Raw genomic sequence first — 18,165 nt, forward strand, 5'->3', positions numbered from 1 at the left:
CTAGCCGGTGGCCTTGACGCTCATGTTAAGCTTCGACATGCTGGAGCGTGTACCTTCGCAGTCTTGCCGGTCTCAAGGTACTCTTAAATTGAATTTTTTGTTCAAAAATAATGATGCCTGACCCTTGCCGGGGTTGGGCATCACCTTTTTAAGCGCCTTGACTAGTTCCCTAGCAGACATCCCCGGATCTATTGGGGAAGGGTCGAACTCGCACCGAAGAAAATTCGATTTCTGTTTGAGCGTGTCGCACAGAAGCACTGAGTGCTAGTAGGCCTTCAATTCCTACCGAACCAGCATGAACAGAAGGTCAGTTTCTGGTTCGGGGTCAAAAATGTACGAGAGAATTCCGGACGCTCCAATGATGAAGGCAAGTAAAACTAAGCCCGCAACGATGAGCGACACAACTATGAAAAATCGCTTGTCTTCTGGTTTCATTATTTTGTCCATAAAATTGCCTATTTTGGTTCTGGTGAAATCTTGTCAAAGAAAAGTCTAAAAGGTCTCGCGGCTTTATCGATAGCCGCCCTGCTGATTGGCAACGCAAATGCTGCTGTGGCCTTAGAAGCTCCTGATTCTTCCCACAAAGCGCTCTTAAATTTGTCGAAAGTTTCTTCCGATACGAATGTTGACGTGCTGAACACGTCTGTTGAGGCTAAAGCAACCATGGCGCAGCAATGGGATTGTCATGTTCGAGGTGGCCCGGATATTAGCCAGCCAGCCCAAAAGATAAAGGGCGATAAATATAACGGCACTTACTATCCTGTTGTCTTCACGCAGACAAATCACGCACTGTCATGCAAATCTGCGAAAAAAACCACATGGTCAGGCCGTACTCTCGGATCTATTGTCTACAAAGGCAAGACTTACTATGCTGATGCCTACGCTCCTGTACAGAAGGGGGTTCCATGCCGTCTCTAAGCAGTATCCTGACAAAAATCAAGATTCGCCTGGGCTCGAAATATTCAGAAGATCAGATGGTCTACGTCGTCTATGGGAAACAACCCAGCCCATTTCCAGATCTTGAATACATAGAGCCAATAATTGCGATCGTGGCCAGTGAACGTGAATGCTTTGCGATTCAGGAAAAGTATCTAGACACTAAAGTCAGCTGGGAAGCTCGTAAGGTGCAGGGTGCCGAAAGCATAGACCTGGTAGATGGCTGCGTTTTGTATCTGACGCATACTACTTTGTCATCGTACGATGAGGACGCCGATGGGAATCCAATCTTCGGGATCATGGAGAATCCACAGCCCACGGCTCTATATTGCAGTCGGGGCGCCGCTGAACAGCAAGCACCGGATCAATACCTGCACATCGTTACCCTCGGTGAAATAAACCTTCGTGGCGTCGGAGAGCTTTTGGAATAAGTGTCCAGCACCCTACGCCAATACCTGAAGTTGCCAGACATGACGGGGCCGCACCTACCAGGTGCGGCCCCTCTTCATGTTGCTTGCCACGTTGCAGGAGATGGTATCGGTTTAGATGCCTGCTTGACCCTATCCGCGTTGTCTCAACAAACTAAAGATTATTGAGACACTCTCCTCAGCCCGGCCATGCCGTCTCAATATTCCGGAACGGCAAGGAGTCCAACCGTCTTATAAAGTCGTCCCAACGTAAAACGTCTTACCTGCTTGCCGTGCAGGGGTTTTTGAGCCACACTGGGCAGGTGAGACATTTGGGATACACGCGCGTGAGCACTTTGAGCCAAGACGCGGCCTTGCAGCTCGATGCCCTGGTTGCTTCAGGGGTGCAGAAGCGCGACGTGTTCGCCGACGTGACTTCCGGCAGCCGCAGCGCGATCGAGCGGCCCGGAATGAAGAATCTGCTGGACTATGCCGAAGCCGGCGACACCGTCGTGGTGTGGCGGGTTGACCGGCTGGGCCGCTCCCTGATCGATGTCTTGAATACCGTGAACCTTTTGCGGGAGCGCGGGATTAATGTCCGCTCCATTTCCGATGGCATCGACCCGGCCACCTCGACCGGTCGGATGATGCTGAACATGCTTGCCTCGTTGGCCGAATACGAGCGCGAATTGATCGTGGAACGAGTCAACGCCGGCATTGCCGCCGCCCGGCAATCCGGAACCCGTTTCGGCCGGCCGGCCTCTGACCCGGCAGTGATTGCCGACAAGCTCGCGATCGCCAAAGATGCCCGCGCCAGGGGACGCACCGCCGAAGACGCAGCACGCCTGGTTGGCTGGAGCCGCGCAACGTTCTACCGCCACTTGGGCCAAGAGCCCGCCTCTTCCAAGAGCTTGTGATCGGCCATGTCCCGGCGAAGCGAAACGCGCAGGGACGCACCGCTGGGGCGAGACCAGAATGACAGCAGTACCGAGAAAGCAGGAACTCCTCGTGACTACCTGGCTAAGGCAACAGCACGTTGGGAAATGCTGCGGCAACACGTCGAAGACGGAGTGCCGCTGACGGTTCTGGCAGGGGAACACCATATCGGCCTGAGGACACTGCAACGATGGCACCAGAGCTTCAAGCTCCACGGGAAGCCTGGTCTGGAACCGGTGGCACCTGGCAAACGTGGACGCCGGATGCCCAGCGAATTCGTGAACCTGGTCGAAGGCCTCGCCTTAGCTAAACCGCCCAGGACCACGGCAGCCATCCACGAACAAGTCAACAAGGTAGCGCTCCACCAAGGGTGGGCACCGGTTTCCTACTCCACCATCCGCTCGATTGTCGGCGAGATAGATCCGGGGATGATGACGCTGGCGCAGCAAGGTACGGCGGCGTACCGAGATAAATATGAACTGGTCTGGCGCCGCCGCGCCGAACGCCCGAACGCGGTGTGGCAGGCCGATCATACCGAGCTCGACATCCTGGTTTTTGACGCTAGCCACCAGCCGGTCCGCCCGTGGCTCACCACGATCATGGATGATTACTCGCGAGCCCTCTGCGGGTACATGATCTTCACCGGCGCCCCCTCATCCTTGAATACGGCATTGGCGTTGCGTGAGGCGATCTGGCCCAAAAAGACAGCTTATTGGCCGATGTGCGGAATCCCTGATGTGCTCTATGTAGACCACGGAACCGATTTCACGAGCCACCACTTAGCGCAGGCCGCCAGAGACCTGCACTTCGAAATCATTTTCTCCACGGTGGCCCGGCCGCAGGGCAGAGGAAAGATTGAGCGATTCTTCGGCACCCTCAATACCGAGCTCTTAGCCCGGTTGCCTGGCTACCTGCACAGCGTGCCCAATCCTAAGCCGGGGCTGTCCATCGGTGAACTGGACACGGCGCTAGAAGAGTTCATTGGGCAGAACTATCACCAGCGTGAGCATCAAGAGATCAAGGAAACGCCTCAAAAAGCGTGGCAGGGCAACGGCTGGTTACCGCGTCTGCCTGAAACCATCGATGAACTGAACCTGCTGCTGCTCACGGTCGCCAAACCAAGAATCGTCCACCGCGATGGCGTGCACTTCCAAGGCCTACGCTACATTTCCCCGTTGCTGGCCGCCTACGTCGGAGAATCCGTCATTCTTCGCTACGACCCTCGGGACGTTGCCGAGATCCAGGTCTTTCACCGGGGCCAGCACATCTGCAAAGCCGTGGATCCCACGCATGAACGAGCCACCGTGACGTTCAAGGACATCCAGAAGGCACGCTCCGCACGCAAGCGTCAGTTGCGCGGACAAATCAAAGAACGAATAGCCACCGTCGCAGAATTTCTACCGGCCGGACAACCACCAACGGAGCCAACCCAACCTGATCCGGCGGCCCACCCAACTAAGAAAACGAAGTTGCGCACCTACGCAGAGGACGAATAATGGCACCCTCAACATTTATCGCAACAAAGGAGCACCGCCGCTTCACTGAGTTCGCCAATGCGGTGCGCAGGCAGCGGACCATCGGGATCTGCTACGGACAAGCTGGAATCGGCAAAACCCTCTCGGCTAAACGCTATGCCAACTGGAGCCCGAAAGCCGCGGCGTTAGTAGAGGAATGGGGTCGCCGGGAGGACAGCGACCTCCAAATCTATAAGGATCTAGCCAAAACGCGAACCGTCTTCTTCACCCCAGGGGTTCTGACAACTCCTAAGCAAATCAAAGAAGAGCTCTCACTGATCACTAATCGGACCTCGATCTGCATTCACCAACATCTTGATACCCTAGGCGTCACGAACGGTCCGATGAATCAAGACAAGCATGTGGAGCTGATCATCGTCGACGAGTCGGAACGACTCAACGCCACTGCCTTGGAAGTGCTGCGAGATAGGTATGACAGGAACAATATCGCTCTGATGCTGATTGGGATGCCCGGCATAGAAAAGCAGTTCAGCCGATATCCTCAGCTCTATAGCCGTGTCGGCTTCGCCCACGAATACCGTCCGCTTGCGCAGGATGAACTGCATTTCGTCCTGCAACGAAAGTGGCGTGCCCTCGGCAAAACCATGGATTTGGAGGACTTCACCGATACGCAAGCTGTCGCGGCGATCGCGCGCATCACGCGCGGTAATTTCCGGCTGATTGATCGGCTCTTCACACAGATGCAGCGGGTCCTGAAGATCAATGAGCTGGACACTATTACCGATGACGTTGTTGAAGCTGCGCGTTCCACGCTCGTTATCGGAATCAGTTGAACCGCCATGAGTATCTGCGCGAAAACCGCCAAATCAAGCTAACAGTCACAAGTGTGTTTCGTCAAGTTTTTGTAGACCATTAAAGCGCTTAAAAGTAGGCCACTTCGGCTGAGAATTAAGCCATTTCAGTTCAAGAAGATCCGGGTCATGGCGTTGTCGCAGCAGATCTTGGGGCTGACCGGCAACCTGGAGCGATTGTCGATATCCAAGTCCGGGTCCTCGGCCCGGCAGGCGAGAAAGGCCTCACAATGAGAATCCTGTTTCCCGGAGGTTTTCATCTGACGCAACGTATCAGAGTTCCCGGAGGTATTGACATGATGCAACAGGCTGAGCCACATCCAGGGGTGGGGCGGCTGGTTCCTATCCTGCCAGCTAGTCCCAGACCAGCCACCTCGATGCTCACAGTTATATACGGCGGGGCTACGGCCCTGTTGAGCATTCTGCACCACGCTTAAGTTTTAAGAGCCGGTATCGCTCGGGAAGTTCACTATAATTGTTGGGAATTACTATAGATGAGTGTCGATCCGAGCAAAGCGATAGAAAATAGGTGCCGCCATGTTTGAGTTAGTCGATTTGAAGAAGTTCGACAATGGAACACTAAATTTTGCTGGATGGCATGGCGATGGTGACCGATTGAAACCAGAAGTTCAACGAGCCATCCAAGGCATCAAGGGAAAAATGAAGGTACCTTACAAGCTCGAGTCAAGAGCATTACTCTCCCGTCGGATTGACAACGATTTCAATAACGAGGCGATCGAAGTTCTGCTACCTCTTGAATTTGGTGGTCCAGATTCCAGTCGACATATTGGGTATCTTTTCGAACGCGACCTTTGGAAATACCGAGATTCCCTCAAACGACTTCTGGACGTTTTTTTCTACATTGAGGTGAAGTTGGTGCACACATTCAGCAGGTACGATCAGAAGCAGGTCAGGAATTATAGTGATTTCCTTTCGAGCCATGAACTACGAAAGAAATGGATCGAATCACCAATTTCTGAAAAGCATTGCTTAGAAATAGGCGCCGAATATATGTCTAGTTATATAGCGTTGCCTAGTGGGGAGGAACTGGCTTTTTCGGTAGAAGAGATTTTCAGGGGAGCTGCTGAAAATTGTGATCTTGGGGAGGCACTGCGCCAGTACCATGCGCTTCGAATACAGCGAGCTATTGAAGACCCTGGTTCGCCAGCTAACGAACGCCTGCGACAACATAGCTCTGCAGCGGCCTCGATAACTGAGTATTGGTTGGGAAGGAATTCTGAGCCAATAAATCCTGAGAACATCACTTTCGTTCCTGTACATAATTCACGACGCTTTAAAATCCGTGTCAAGAGCGGACGAAGTGAAATTGGAATGGTCAGTAGCGATAAAGTGCTCTGTCTTAAAGACGAACGAACGAGGCTTGCCGTTTCGGAAGCTGCCAACAGGCAGGGAATCGATCTCAATAAACCAGCGTGCGATTTACGAGTTCCTCAATACGCAGACATACGCATCACTGCTGAGGGTGGAGGGCTGTATGAGGTCTTTGCAGTCGTCAATTCATCACGATCTGAAATCCGTCTAATCGGTGAGTATGACTCAACGATTCAACATTTGAGGCTTGCGTCGTTGACGTACGAAGCGTGGGTGATTGAAGTAGTTGCAAGACATGGGCTCAAAGTCGTGTCCGTCGACGTTAGTTATGAATTCCCAAATGGTGTCACCACAATTATGGTTCCTGCTTCCCAGGAGCAAAATAACAGTTGGAACTCATTCCGAGTTGTTGGGGTTACACCGTTGGTGCTACATACCTTTGACGATGTCGAACAAAAGCTCCTCGGGCTCTATTCCTCTGCAGAGTCTCAAATGCCATGTGACCATCAGCAGCTCGAGATGTTTACAGGCGAAAATGGTGTGGAAATCGACGAGTGGGGCTATGCGCGATTCCAAAATCTCTTCCTACGAATCCCCGACGGTCAAGGCCAATGCCGCATCTGTTCAAATTCTGCGTTGAGCATTGGAGAGCTTTCATACTGTTCGCTGTGCTGTACAAGGGCCTCTCGTGGCATATGGGTAGACGACGGATTGCAAGGGCGAAACACGCAAAGAGCCGCCTTCGCTTTGATGTCCTTAATCAGCGAAGAGTTCTCTGGCCGGCTACCCACACAAAATGATCTAAGCACAATTACCGCCACCGAGCCGAAAATCGTTGACCGACAGATGCTTCTGCGATTTATGATTCCCAGAAACGGTCTTATAAGTGATACTGGAAATGTCTGGCGAGGCTGGGATGAATGGCTACGCCTGGCTGACGCTCCTATGGATCAGATGAGCAAGTCTAAAAACAACTTTGGCAACTTCGGCTTAGCCGTAGACGGACACGCCTGCCGCTCAGACATTGAACGAAAAATCGACAACTTCCTATACCTAAACGGTATCAGCCACACGGTCGAGCCATTTTATCCATTTGATGAAGCATTAAATACGACAGGCCTCCGCGGAGACTGGTTAATTGCCAACAATGTTTTCGTCGAAGCTTGGGGCCTGAAAGGTCAGGAACAATACGACCAGAAAATCAATCGGAAGAGACAGCTTGCCATGAAGCATGGCATCCGCCTGATCGAAATAGAGCCAAAAGACATGTCCAACTTAAACCGTATTTTCTCGGACTTCATAGATTGCTAAATACTTTTAGAAATTGCGCCATAGTCTAACTTGACTTGAAAATTTCCGTACCACCGGGAGCAGGCAATTCCGAATGATGACACGATGCGGGTCAGCAGTGTGATGGGTCATGATCTTGGTGATGAGAGGCCAACCATCAATCGTGCAAGTCGGTACCGGAGCTGCCAATGACTATTAGGCCAGTTTTTCATGATGGTTCGGAAACCCACCAGCGCACGGCATGGGCCCACGTGGTGTCAGGTTCGGTTGAGGAGGACCAGCGCGTCTCTGTGTTCGCCTAGCTGCGCATCGCGTTGGATGCGCGACTGCAAGGCGCGGGCGATGATCACCGTGGAGTCTCCAGCCTGAATCCGTTCGACGATCTGTCAGCGCAGCCACGCGTGCACGTGGTCGAACACCGATTCGTTCGCGCTCAATCGGGTCCAGGTCTGGTCCTGAACAAAGCGGTCGATGACGCTGGTTGCGCCGAGCTTCGCCACTCCGTCCTGGGCATCCAGAAAATGTGCAACCACCGTCGCCGCCTGGGCAAGTACCCCGGCGGCCGAGGACTACGCGGAAACAGAGAACAACAGCAGCGGAAGCTGCGCGCTCACCGATGCCACCGATGACCCGGTTAGTGTCACCGGGCCCTGGCCTGCATCAGCGGTAGTCAGTGCGATGTCGCCGGGTGCCCGCGGAAGAGCGCCTTGAAGTCTTCCGCGGGCAGTGGCGGCGCCGCCACTGCGGTATTAAACGCGAGCGCCGACGAGCTCCTCTCGCAGTACCGCGGCCCCGGTACTCAGCGCGCTGAGCTTGGACAGTGCAACATCGCGGGGGAACGGTGCCATGCCGCAGTTGGTACTCGGGATCAGCTTGTCTGCATCCACATATTCCAGTGCCTTACGCAGTGTCTCAGCCACTTCTTCAGGGGTTTCAACATGCTGGTTTGCCACATCGATTGCGCCGAGCATAACCCGCTTGCCGCGCACCAGCTCCACGACCTCCAGCGGGACATTCGAGTGGTGGGATTCCAACGAAATGGTGTCAATGGACGAGCGCTGCAGCAGCGGGAATGACTTCTCGTAGTGACGCCACTGGGTGCCCAGGGTTGCTTTCCAATCATTGTTCGCCTTGATGCCGTAGCCAAAACAAATATGCGCCACGGTCTCAGCCTTCAATCCTTCGCAGGCGCGTTCCAGAGCGGCCACGCCCCAGTCGGCTACCTCGTCGAAGAAGACATTGAACGCCGGCTCGTCAAACTGGATGACATTCACCCCAGCGGCTTCCAACTCCTTGGCTTCCTGGTTCAGGATGGCAGCGAACTCCCAGGCCAGCTTCTCGCGGCTGCCGTAGTAGCCGTCATGCAAGGTGTCCACCATGGTCATCGGACCGGGCAGGGTCCACTTGATCTGGCGGTCGGTTAGCGTGCGCAGGAACTTCGCATCCTCTACGAACACCGGAGCCTTGCGCTCCACTGCGCCGACCACGCTGGGCACATTTGCCTCATAGCGGTCACGGATCAGCACGGTCTGGTTGTTTTCGAAATCAACGCCTGAGAGGTGCTCGATGAAGGTGGTGACGAAGTGCTGGCGGGTCTGCTCGCCATCGGAAATGATGTCGATGCCGCGGCGGGTCTGCTCCAGGACCGCGGCGCGCATCGCGTCCTGCTTGCCCTCGATGAGTTCTGCGCCTTCGAGCTTCCACGGGGACCAGAGGGTCTCGGTTTCAGAAAGCCATGAAGGCTTGGGCAGGGAGCCGACGATAGAGGTGGGAAGCAGGGAATTGGTCATAATTGGTCCTTCGGATTCCTAAGATAATTGATTAGGCGGTGGGGACTGCGCAGTTGGCAGCCCAGGATTCGAGCAATTGGCGATTCGGGGTGATGAAATGCTCTTCGGTGAACTTGCCTTGGATCTTGCCCAATTGGGTTCGCTCTTCGCGGTCATAAAAAACGCGGGTAGGGGAGAAGTCCTGGGCGCCGAGACTCGGGTGGTACACAGCAGGCGCTGCCGAATTGGCGTTGTAGATCTCGGGGCGGTAGATCTTCTGGAATGTCTCCATGGTGCTGATCAGGCTGATCAGCTGCAGATTGGTGTAGTCGTTGAGCAGGTCGCCACGGAAGTAGAACGCCAGCGGTGCCACGGCACCTGGTGGCATGAAGTAGCGCACGCTCAAGCCCATTTTTCCGAAGTAGGCGTCGGTCAATGAATTCTCATCCTGTTGGTATTCCAAACCGAGCACTGGATGGCTGTTGCCGGTGCGGAAATAGGTTTTGGAAGTCGAGACGCTGATGCAGACCACCGGCAACTGGGCAAAACGCTCACGGTACGCCTGTGAGTTCAAGAAATGCTGGAAGAGCTGCCCATGGAGATCGCCAAAATCTTCCGGAAGCACCGGGGCTCCGCTGTCATTACACGAAGCTGGAAGCACCACGCTGAAGTCGTAATCGCGGACATAAGAAGAAAAATTATTGCCGACTATTCCCTGGGTTCGAGTGCCGGTGAGTTTATCCACGATCGTGGTTTCAAGCACTTCTAAAAGAGGAAATTGCTGGTCGGTATTATCGGCAGAAAAATGCACATTTGCGGAAATGATTTCCAGTTCAAGAGAATAGCGGTCGCCCTGGGGATTGTCCCAGTGAGCCAAGGAATTGAACCGGCGGTTGATCATCGTCAGGGCATTGCGCAGGTTCTCTTCGCGGCGCTCTCCACGCGCCAAATTGGCGAAGTTCGTGGTGGTGCGCGAATTTGTCGAAGGGGAGTAATTCTCGTCGAATTTAGTGGTGTTAATGCTGAAATTTAATGCGTCTGCCATGATGGCCAATCTGTATTTGGGAGGCCTGGGCAGGCCGAGGGGAAGTCGTTGCGTCAATCATGCAGGGTGATTCTTGATATCGGGTAACTCGATATAACTATGGATTGATATAGACTCTGGCTATGGTTCAGGGAACAAATGGATTGACGCTGCAGCAACTTCGTTATTTCGTGGCGGTCGCCTCCGAGGGGTCCATCTCCGCGGCGGCCGACCTCATTTACGTCGCACAGCCCAGCATGTCCTCAGCGATGAAAGAGCTTGAATCACGAGTCGGGCGCACCTTGCTGATGCGCTCGGCCAGGGGAGTAACGCTCACCGCCGAAGGCGCAGAATTCCTCGGCTACGCCCGGCAGGTGCTCGAGCAAGTGGAGCTTCTCGAGCATCGCTATCTCGGTCGCCCCTCGGCCCGGCGGCTGCTGGGCGTCTCCACCCAGCACTACTCCTTTTCGGTGGATGCTTTTGTTCGGATGGTGCAGGCCAGCGGGGCCGAGGAATACCAGTTTTCGCTCCGCGAGACGCGCACCGAACAGATCATCGAGGACGTGCGCACCCTGCGCAGCGACATCGGGATCCTGTACCGCAACGACTTCAACCGGAAGGTCATCGACAAGCTGCTGCGCGAGTCCCGGCTGGTATTCCACCCGCTGTTCCTGGCCGATCCGCACATTTTCATCTCGCGCAGCAACCCGCTGGCCACCCGAACCCAGGTCACGCTCGAAGACCTCGAAGACCTGCCCCGGCTGACCTTCGACCAGGGCGCGAATAATTCCTTCTACTTCGCCGAGGAGGTGCTCTCCACGCGCTCCAGCCAACGCGAAATCCAGGTCTCGGACCGCGCCACCATCTTCAACCTCATGATCGGCTTGGGCGGGTACACGATCTCCACCGGCATCATCAGCGACGAGCTGGACCCCTCCATCGTGGCCATCCCGCTAGCGATCGAGGAGCGCATCGAGATCGGCTGGATTGATCACGCTGCCATTCCGCTCACCGACCAGGCCCAGCGCTACCTGCAAGAAGTGCGAACGGTGGTCGCCAGCTTCGGGGTAGAAGTGCTTGGCTGAGCCGCCAGCAGCGTAACCCCCGGTCATCGAGCACCGGCACATCGTCACAAACTTCCAACAAAACCTCTACATCACGCCGATTCATCTCAAAAGGTCGCGTCATAAAGTGCTGCCGGCCACCTCGTCATCATGACAACGAGAAGTCATATGAAGCCTGGCGGCCTTGTATGAAGCCGGCCGCCCGATACCGCTTGCACCGTTTGCGTCCCATGGCCAACCATGGAGGAACAACAAACCATCAAGAGCGACTAAGAGATCTGGCTCGTTGACGTCGCAGCAACCATCGGGAAACCGAAAGGTGCTAATGCCAGGAACGATGGAGCAGTTCCGAACGCGTTTTTGCGTACTGTGCTTCGTGCCGCCGCACGATGCCAATCGGTGCACTCCCTCGCAGATAATCGAGGAGGAGCCATGAGCCAGGAAACCGACGCGGTGCACGCAGGGTACCGCCCGAGCGGAGACTTCCGCCCGATGCTGCCGCCGCTGCACAATTCCGCAGCCTACCAATTCGCATCGCATGCCGAAGCGATCGAGAAGTTCGCCCTGCGCCAGGCCGGCTTCACCTACTCGCGCACCGGCAACCCCACCGTTTCGATTCTCGAACAGCGCGTGGCCGCCCTGGAAGGCGGGGCCCACGCGGTGGCCACCGCCACCGGGCAGGCAGCCGTGGCCTTGTCCCTGCTGGCCCTGACCCAGGGACCCAAGCACATTGTGGCCTCTTCCTCGCTGTACGGCGGCACCGTGGACCTGTTCACCGACACCTTCGCCGACTTCGGCATCCGCATCAGCTTTGTCGACCAGGCCGACCCGTCCGCCTGGGCCGCTGCCATTGAGTCGGACACCCGGGCGTTCTTCTTGGAGTCCGTCTCCAACCCGCTGTGCACCGTGGCCGATCTGCCCGCCATCGCGGCGATCGCCCACGAGCACAACATCCCGGTGGTGGTCGACAACACCCTGGCCACCCCGCTGAATATTCGGCCTCTGGAACTCGGTGCCGACATCGTGGTGCACTCGGCCACCAAGGGCCTGGCCGGTCACGGCTCGGTGCTCGGCGGGGTAGTGGTGGACTCGGGGAAATTCGACTTCTCCGATGCCGCCCGCTGGCCGCAGATCGCCGCCCCGCGGGTGCGGCTGAACAACACCTCGCTGCTTGAGCGCCACGGACCGGCCGCCTACGCAATGCTGGTGCGTTCCAAGTTCCTGCACGATCTGGGCCCGACCCTGGCCCCGGCCAGCGCCCAGGGCATCCTTGCAGGCATCGAGACGCTGCCGGTGCGCGCCGCCCACGTGCAGCGCAGCGTCACCAGGCTGATCGACGCGCTTGCCGAGTATCCGGGCATTGCCGCCATCCACCACCCTGCGCTGCCCGGCCACCCGAGCCACGAGCTGGCCAAGAAGATCACGCCCAAGGGCACCGGCTGCGTGCTGGCCATCGAGCTGGCCCACCCGGCCCTGGTTTCCCCGGTAATCGATGGGCTCAAGCTGATTTCCCTGGCCGCGAATGTGGGGGACACCCGCACCATGGTCTCCCACCCGGCGACCATGACGCACTGCCGGCTCTCGGAGCAGCAGCTGGCCGACGCCGGCCTGAACACCTCCACCCTGCGCCTGTCGGTCGGTCTGGAAGACCCCGCCGACCTGCTCGCCGACCTCACCCAGGCACTGGATCTGGCATTGGACCAGGCCCTGGCCCCACAAACCCAAGGAGCATGATGACTGGCTTCAACACCCTCGCCGTGCACGCCGGCCAGCACAAGGATCCGCACACCGGGGCGGTCGTGCCCCCGATCTACCAGACCAGCACCTTCATCCAGGACGGCATCAACGTGCTGCGTTCCGGGCATGAATACTCCCGCGGCTCGAACCCCACCCGCGACGGATTCCAAGAGCAGCTCACCGCACTGGAAGGCGGGACCGCCGGATTCGCCTTCGCCTCGGGCATCGCCGCCGAAGACGCGCTGCTGCGCGCAGTGCTGGAACCGGGCGACCACATCATCCTGGGCGCCGACGGCTACGGCGGCACCAACCGGCTGATCTCCAAGCTGCACGGCAAATGGGGGATCACCTCTTCCGCGGTGGACATCACCAGCCTGGATTCGGTGCGCGCCGCGGTGCGCCCGAACACCGCGCTGCTCTGGGTGGAGACCCCGTCCAACCCGCTGCTGGGCATCGCCGACCTGGCCGGCTGGGCAGCCATCGCCCGCGAGCACGGCGCCCTGCTGGTGGTGGACAACACCTTCGCCACCCCGTACCTGCAGCGGCCGCTGGATTTCGGCGCCCACGCGGTGGTCCATTCCACCACCAAGTACATCGGCGGGCACTCCGATGTGCTCGGCGGGGCCGTCATCGTGGCCGATCACCATTTCCGTGGCCAAACGCTGTCCGAAGCCGTCGGCTACCAGCAGTTCGCCGGCGGCGCGGTGGCCGGACCGCAGGATTCCTACCTGGCAGCCCGCGGCTTGAAGACCTTGGGCCTGCGCATGGAACGCCACTGCGCTTCGGCGGACAAGCTGGCCCGCTGGCTCGATGCGCAGCCCGAGGTCACCCGGGTCTACTACCCGGGGCTGGAAAGCCACCCCGGCCACGAGCTGGCCAAGCGCCAGCAGCGTGGTTTTGGAGGCATCGTCTCGCTGCAACTCACCAATGAAGCAGCGGCCCGCGCCTTCGCCGAATCCATGGAGTACTTCCAGCTCTCGGTCTCTCTGGGCGGCGTCGAATCCCTGGTCTGCTACCCGCGCGAAATGACCCACGCCTCACTGATCGGCACCGAGCTGGAAATCCCGGCCAACCTGGTCCGCCTTTCGGTGGGCATCGAGGAACCGGAGGACCTCATCAACGATCTCACCGCCGGGCTGGCCGCCGCACGCTCCGCTGTCATGAACGTCCCACGCCCCGCCATGGCTTCCGCCTAGTTATCCACATTCGTCAGCAGCACAACCCCAACATTGCGCGAAGGCACCATGCTGTGTTCATGACAGCATCCATGAACGCAGCCTTGAGGCAGCTGGCGGAGGCAGCCAGCTTGGTCGCCTCCGCCACGGCAGCGCTCGCCCAGCCAGATCTTCCCGCTGGGCACGCCGCCTACTTTGCGATGCTCACCGAACACCTCGGGCAACAGCTCACCCGCGCACAGATTCACGCCGCCGAAGCGGCACGCCGCACCGGTGCACACAAACTCGACCAAGAGTCTCTCCAAACGATCAGCGACGCGGGCCCGAAACCCACCGCGCAGGATGTGGACGCCACCGTGGGGCGCACCACCAGCGGACGCACACACTTTAGGCACACCGCGGACCTCTTGCATGGCTGGTTGGGTATCCCGTTGTCTACCGCACGGGATCGCTTGGTGCAGGCCGATTGCCTGATCGCCGGGGTCAACGATGCCGGCCAACTCACCGCACCATGGCTGCCTGAACTCGCCAAGCAGTTTACCGACGCGAACACGGACCCGCGGCTGGTCGTGGCCGCCTCAAAGAAGATCCATGCCGTGCGTAATGACTTAGGCCAGGACCACGTGCGCGAAGCGGCGAAGACAAAATTACAGGCCGACGCGGTTCACTTCATCAAAAACGAGCCGGAGACCGCGCGGAAGCATCTGTCGGATCTGGTGGCGGAGGTCAAGTCTGGAACCCGTGAAATGGAGGCGCTGCTTGCGGAAATCGGTTTTTTCAAAGTCGGCACCCGCAACGGACTAGTGGAATATCTACTTCGCGTACTGCCCGCGCAGGCCGCGGTCATCGAGGCGTTCCGGCAGCAGCTAAACAACCCGAAGACGATCGCGGGGAATCGCGACGCGCTCCGGGAGCTGGATTCTGAGCTAACCGGAGAACCAGCCAGTCAATGGGACGATGTCAGTTCCATGCCCGACTGGGCGCGAGCCGACGCCACACAGTCGGAGGAAGCCGGCGACGGGGAACTTCTTTCATCCACCGCCGAGGAACCTGACGAGCAGCCCGCAGGGCAGGTCAACAACGAACCGACCGCAGAACCGGCGGCCCGCACACCGCGCCCTGAGCAAATGGACGCACCATGGGAAAATCTGAGCCCCGAGCGGAGACATCTGATCGGGTTCATGGCGCTGCTGATGATCGATCGCACAGGTTCAGGGGGTTCGCCAGGTAAACAACCCGGGTTGGCCACCCCGCAGGTGAGCATCATCATTGACTACGAGAAGATGCTCGAACGCGGCAAGGATTTCGCGGTGACTTCCTCCGGCTTTGCCTTATCGGTGGGCGAGACGCGCGCGGCGTTATGCAACGCCGGAGTGTATCCAGTGGTGCTCAACGGCAAGAGTCTTCCCTTGGATTTGGGCCGGACACAACGGTTATATTCCAAGGCGCAGGGTCGTGCGATCCGTGCCGCCTATCGGGGTTGTTCATATCCGGGGTGCAGTATGCCTGCCGAACGGTGCGAGCTGGATCATTTGGATGCGTGGGAGAAAGGCGGCAATACCGACATCTGCTCCTCGGATCTGGGCTGTCCGGTGCATCATATTGAACGGCACTGTGGCTTGTTCCACGCGGTAAAAATTCCAGGATGCCGTCCGATGGTGTTGCTGTCTAAGGAGCTGGATCCGGAGCAGCGCTTGCGGGTGAACACGTTTTTCCTGACACCCGATGAGGCGCTGGAGGCTAACGCATTGGCCGATTCCATGACCAGGTTGTGGCGTGCAGGGAAGCTCGATGTAGAAATAGTCGACCCCTAAGCAACGAATCGCCTCGAACCGCCAAAGCTGCGCGGCCCTTGCCACCCGGCGCTCCCGGCCTCCAGACAATGCCCGGTGGCCGCGTCCGGAAAATCATGCGGCGTAATCATGTTGAGCGTGCGAATCTTGATCGTTTTGTCGTCATAATTGGCGCGAGGGTGATCGTTTTGCCAAGATGAGTTCATGTCTTCTGATCTTCCTGTTCACTCCGCACCCGAGTCGGCCGGCGAGGAACGCAACGCCAAGGTTGCCGTCACCCTCTTCCCGCTGCTGGTTCTCGCCGGCGGAGCCATCGCACTACTCACCCCCGAAACCTTCACCGGCTTCTCCAAGCTGATCAATCCGTTGCTGATGGTCATCATGTTCGGCATGGGACTCACGCTGACCTGGCCGGACTTCGCCCTGGTAGTGCGCAAGCCGCTGCCGGTGGTCCTGGGCGTCATCGCCCAGTACGTCATCATGCCGCTGCTGGGCCTGGGCATCGCGATGTTGCTGCAATTGCCACCAGCACTGGCCGCCGGCGTGATCCTGGTCGGCTGCGCCCCGGGCGGCACGGCATCAAACGTCGTCACCTACCTCGCCAAGGGCGACGTCGCACTGTCGGTAACGATGACCTCGATCTCCACCCTGCTCGCCCCGATCTTCACCCCGCTGCTCACCTTGTGGCTGGCCGGACAGTACCTGCCGGTGGACGCCGGCACCATGGCACTGTCCATCGTGCAGATCGTCCTGATCCCGGTAGTGCTCGGACTGGTGCTGCGTGCGATCATTCCGCGTCTGGTCAACGCGGTGCTGCCGGCCCTTCCATGGGTTTCGGTCATCGCGATCACGTTTGTGGTGGTCATCGTGGTCGCCGGCAGCTCGGCGGCGATTTTCAGTGCCGGCCTGCTGATCCTGCTGGCGGTCATCCTGCACAACGCCGGCGGCATCGCGCTGGGCTACGGCACCGCAAAACTCTTCAAGCAGCCGATCGCCAGCCGCCGCACCATGGCCGTCGAGGTGGGGATGCAGAATTCTGGTCTGGCCTCCGGTCTGGCCAAGCAGTTCTTCACCCCCGAGGCTGCCCTTCCCGGCGCCGTGTTCTCCGTCTGGCACAACCTGTCCGGCGCGCTGATCGCAGCGTACTGGCGTCGCAGCAGCGCAAAGAATGCTCAACGTGCGGCCGCGGAGGCGCAAACGGTGAAGTAACCAAGCCCCTGCGCACCATGCACGCAGCGCCGGCCCCAGAAATTCTGGGGCCGGCGCTGCGCGGTTTAAAACGTGGTGGTTTAGTGGGTGAGCAGATCGTTCGGGTAGCGGACCCCCACCGATGCGCGGATCGTATCGAAGAGTTCCATGGTTTTCACCGAGTGCTCCCACGGCATGGTGGGGGACGCGGTGAGTCCCTGCTGAATGCAGCGGGTCGCCTCACGGAACTCGTACCCGTAGTTCTCGCCTACCGCCTCGAACTCTTCCACGCGTGCCGGCCCGTCGGTGGGGTGAACGATCAGTTGACTGGCGTTATGCAGCGGCGTGTTGGTCGCCAGCCATCCGGCCGAACCGACCACCCGCGCCTGCTGGGGTGCATTGCCGGTCAGCGTCACCATGAGTTGCGCGTGCCCACCGGCTGCGTACCCCAGGTTGATCGCGGTTTGAGTATCCACCCCGTCTGCGTTGAGCTGCGCTACCGCCTGCACCGAATCCGGGAATCCTAGCGCACCGACGGCCCAAGTCAACGGGTACACCGCTAAATCCAATAGCGCCCCTCCGCCGGCCTTCGGGTCAAAGAGACGCCAGGCCGGATCGTATTGAGCAAGGAATCCGAGGTCCGCTTGTACCCAGCTGATCTCGCCCAGTTCCCCGGATTCGATAATCGCCAGTGCCCGGGCGAAAGCGGGGGTGAACCGCGCCCAGAGTGCCTCCATGAGGAACAGCGAGCGTTCGCCGGCGAAGTTAACAAGGGTGCGCGCCTCGGCGGCGTTGATGGTCAGCGACTTCTCGCAGACCACATGCTTGCCGGCGGCCAACGCGGCCATCGCGATCTCGAAGTGCTGCCCATGCGGGGTCGCAATGTAAACGGCGTCCAGCTGGGCATCGGCCAAAAGCTCCTGGTAGGAACCGTAGGCGCGTTCGATGCCGTGCTCGTCGGCGAAGGCGCGTGCCTTAACCACGTCGCGGGAGGATACCGCGCACACGTTTGCATCCTCCAGGGCTTGCAGGTCGCCCAGGACCTTGGCGACGATCCGCCCGGTGGCCACCACGCCCCAATTCAGCGTTCGTCCGGTCGCGGCCTGCGATGGTGCTGCGCCCGGCTGGGCGACGGGCGGGGTAAGGATATGGGACTTCACGGGAGGATACGATCCTTTGGCTAGCGGG

15 protein-coding genes and 1 riboswitch are annotated in these 18,165 nt (G+C 58.4%); of the genes, 11 read left to right on the plus strand and 4 right to left on the minus strand.

The features are described from left to right. The first annotated feature begins 477 nt into the window (after positions 1 to 477). The 6 genes from CIK74_RS18545 (at position 478) to CIK74_RS12435 (ending at position 7,248) form a co-directional block, all read left to right on the plus strand. On the plus strand, positions 478 to 918 hold the full coding sequence (locus CIK74_RS18545) for a hypothetical protein (protein WP_141392948.1): 441 nt from the start codon (positions 478 to 480) through the stop codon (positions 916 to 918). Continuing rightward, entirely contained in the window at positions 906 to 1,367 is a 462-nt protein-coding gene (locus tag CIK74_RS12410; protein ID WP_096256524.1) for a hypothetical protein, read from the plus strand. Before CIK74_RS18545 ends, CIK74_RS12410 begins: the two co-directional genes overlap by 13 nt. A 299-nt stretch (positions 1,368 to 1,666) precedes the next feature. After that, positions 1,667 to 2,260 (plus strand): recombinase family protein, encoded by a 594-nt coding sequence (locus CIK74_RS12415; protein WP_096256525.1) that lies wholly within the window; start codon positions 1,667 to 1,669, stop codon positions 2,258 to 2,260. A gap of 6 nt (positions 2,261 to 2,266) precedes the next feature. After that, positions 2,267 to 3,775 (plus strand): Mu transposase C-terminal domain-containing protein, encoded by a 1,509-nt coding sequence (locus tag CIK74_RS12420; protein WP_226910932.1) that lies wholly within the window; start codon positions 2,267 to 2,269, stop codon positions 3,773 to 3,775. Further along, positions 3,775 to 4,587: an AAA family ATPase gene (locus CIK74_RS12425; RefSeq protein WP_096256526.1), complete on the plus strand. Its 813-nt coding sequence runs from the start codon at positions 3,775 to 3,777 to the stop codon at positions 4,585 to 4,587. The genes CIK74_RS12420 and CIK74_RS12425 overlap by 1 nt, the downstream gene beginning before the upstream one ends. Positions 4,588 to 5,142: 555 nt before the next feature. Then, entirely contained in the window at positions 5,143 to 7,248 is a 2,106-nt protein-coding gene (locus tag CIK74_RS12435; protein WP_096256528.1) for a hypothetical protein, read from the plus strand. Positions 7,249 to 7,613: 365 nt separating this feature from the next. Here the strand turns inward: CIK74_RS12435 and CIK74_RS19075 are convergent, their stop codons facing one another. From CIK74_RS19075 to CIK74_RS12450, 3 genes are all read right to left on the minus strand, one after another. Beyond that, entirely contained in the window at positions 7,614 to 7,760 is a 147-nt protein-coding gene (locus CIK74_RS19075) for a hypothetical protein (RefSeq protein ID WP_240520537.1), read from the minus strand. Positions 7,761 to 7,976: 216 nt separating this feature from the next. Further along, a complete protein-coding gene (locus CIK74_RS12445) occupies positions 7,977 to 9,017 on the minus strand; it encodes a methionine synthase (protein ID WP_096256529.1) in 1,041 nt (346 codons plus the stop codon). 31 nt (positions 9,018 to 9,048) lie between these two features. Next, entirely contained in the window at positions 9,049 to 10,041 is a 993-nt protein-coding gene (locus CIK74_RS12450) for a DUF1852 domain-containing protein (RefSeq protein WP_096256530.1), read from the minus strand. Between the two features lie 122 nt (positions 10,042 to 10,163). Between CIK74_RS12450 and CIK74_RS12455 the strand changes: the two genes are divergently transcribed. The 5 genes from CIK74_RS12455 to CIK74_RS12480 all read left to right on the plus strand — a co-directional run bounded on the left by CIK74_RS12455 (position 10,164) and on the right by CIK74_RS12480 (position 16,998). After that, a complete protein-coding gene (locus tag CIK74_RS12455; protein WP_096256531.1) occupies positions 10,164 to 11,105 on the plus strand; it encodes a LysR family transcriptional regulator in 942 nt (313 codons plus the stop codon). Between the two features lie 232 nt (positions 11,106 to 11,337). Then, positions 11,338 to 11,428: riboswitch (SAM riboswitch) on the plus strand. Between the two features lie 88 nt (positions 11,429 to 11,516). Further along, complete coding sequence (locus CIK74_RS12460; RefSeq protein ID WP_096256532.1) at positions 11,517 to 12,818, plus strand: aminotransferase class I/II-fold pyridoxal phosphate-dependent enzyme; 1,302 nt, start codon at positions 11,517 to 11,519, stop codon at positions 12,816 to 12,818. Then, positions 12,818 to 14,017, plus strand: a complete 1,200-nt coding sequence (locus tag CIK74_RS12465; RefSeq protein WP_096256533.1) for a cystathionine gamma-synthase — start codon at positions 12,818 to 12,820, stop codon at positions 14,015 to 14,017. Before CIK74_RS12460 ends, CIK74_RS12465 begins: the two co-directional genes overlap by 1 nt. A gap of 59 nt (positions 14,018 to 14,076) precedes the next feature. After that, positions 14,077 to 15,810 (plus strand): HNH endonuclease signature motif containing protein, encoded by a 1,734-nt coding sequence (locus tag CIK74_RS12470; protein ID WP_096256774.1) that lies wholly within the window; start codon positions 14,077 to 14,079, stop codon positions 15,808 to 15,810. Between the two features lie 183 nt (positions 15,811 to 15,993). Then, the gene (locus tag CIK74_RS12480; RefSeq protein WP_096256535.1) at positions 15,994 to 16,998 is read left to right on the plus strand and encodes a bile acid:sodium symporter family protein; all 1,005 of its coding nucleotides are present in this window, start codon (positions 15,994 to 15,996) and stop codon (positions 16,996 to 16,998) included. A gap of 80 nt (positions 16,999 to 17,078) precedes the next feature. Here CIK74_RS12480 and CIK74_RS12485 read toward each other — a convergent pair whose 3' ends face one another. After that, a complete protein-coding gene (locus CIK74_RS12485; protein ID WP_096256536.1) occupies positions 17,079 to 18,137 on the minus strand; it encodes a Gfo/Idh/MocA family oxidoreductase in 1,059 nt (352 codons plus the stop codon). Positions 18,138 to 18,165 lie beyond the last annotated feature (28 nt).

This window comes from Glutamicibacter sp. BW77 (genome assembly GCF_002332285.1).
GTDB classification, from domain to species: Bacteria; Actinomycetota; Actinomycetes; order Actinomycetales; family Micrococcaceae; genus Glutamicibacter; species Glutamicibacter bergerei.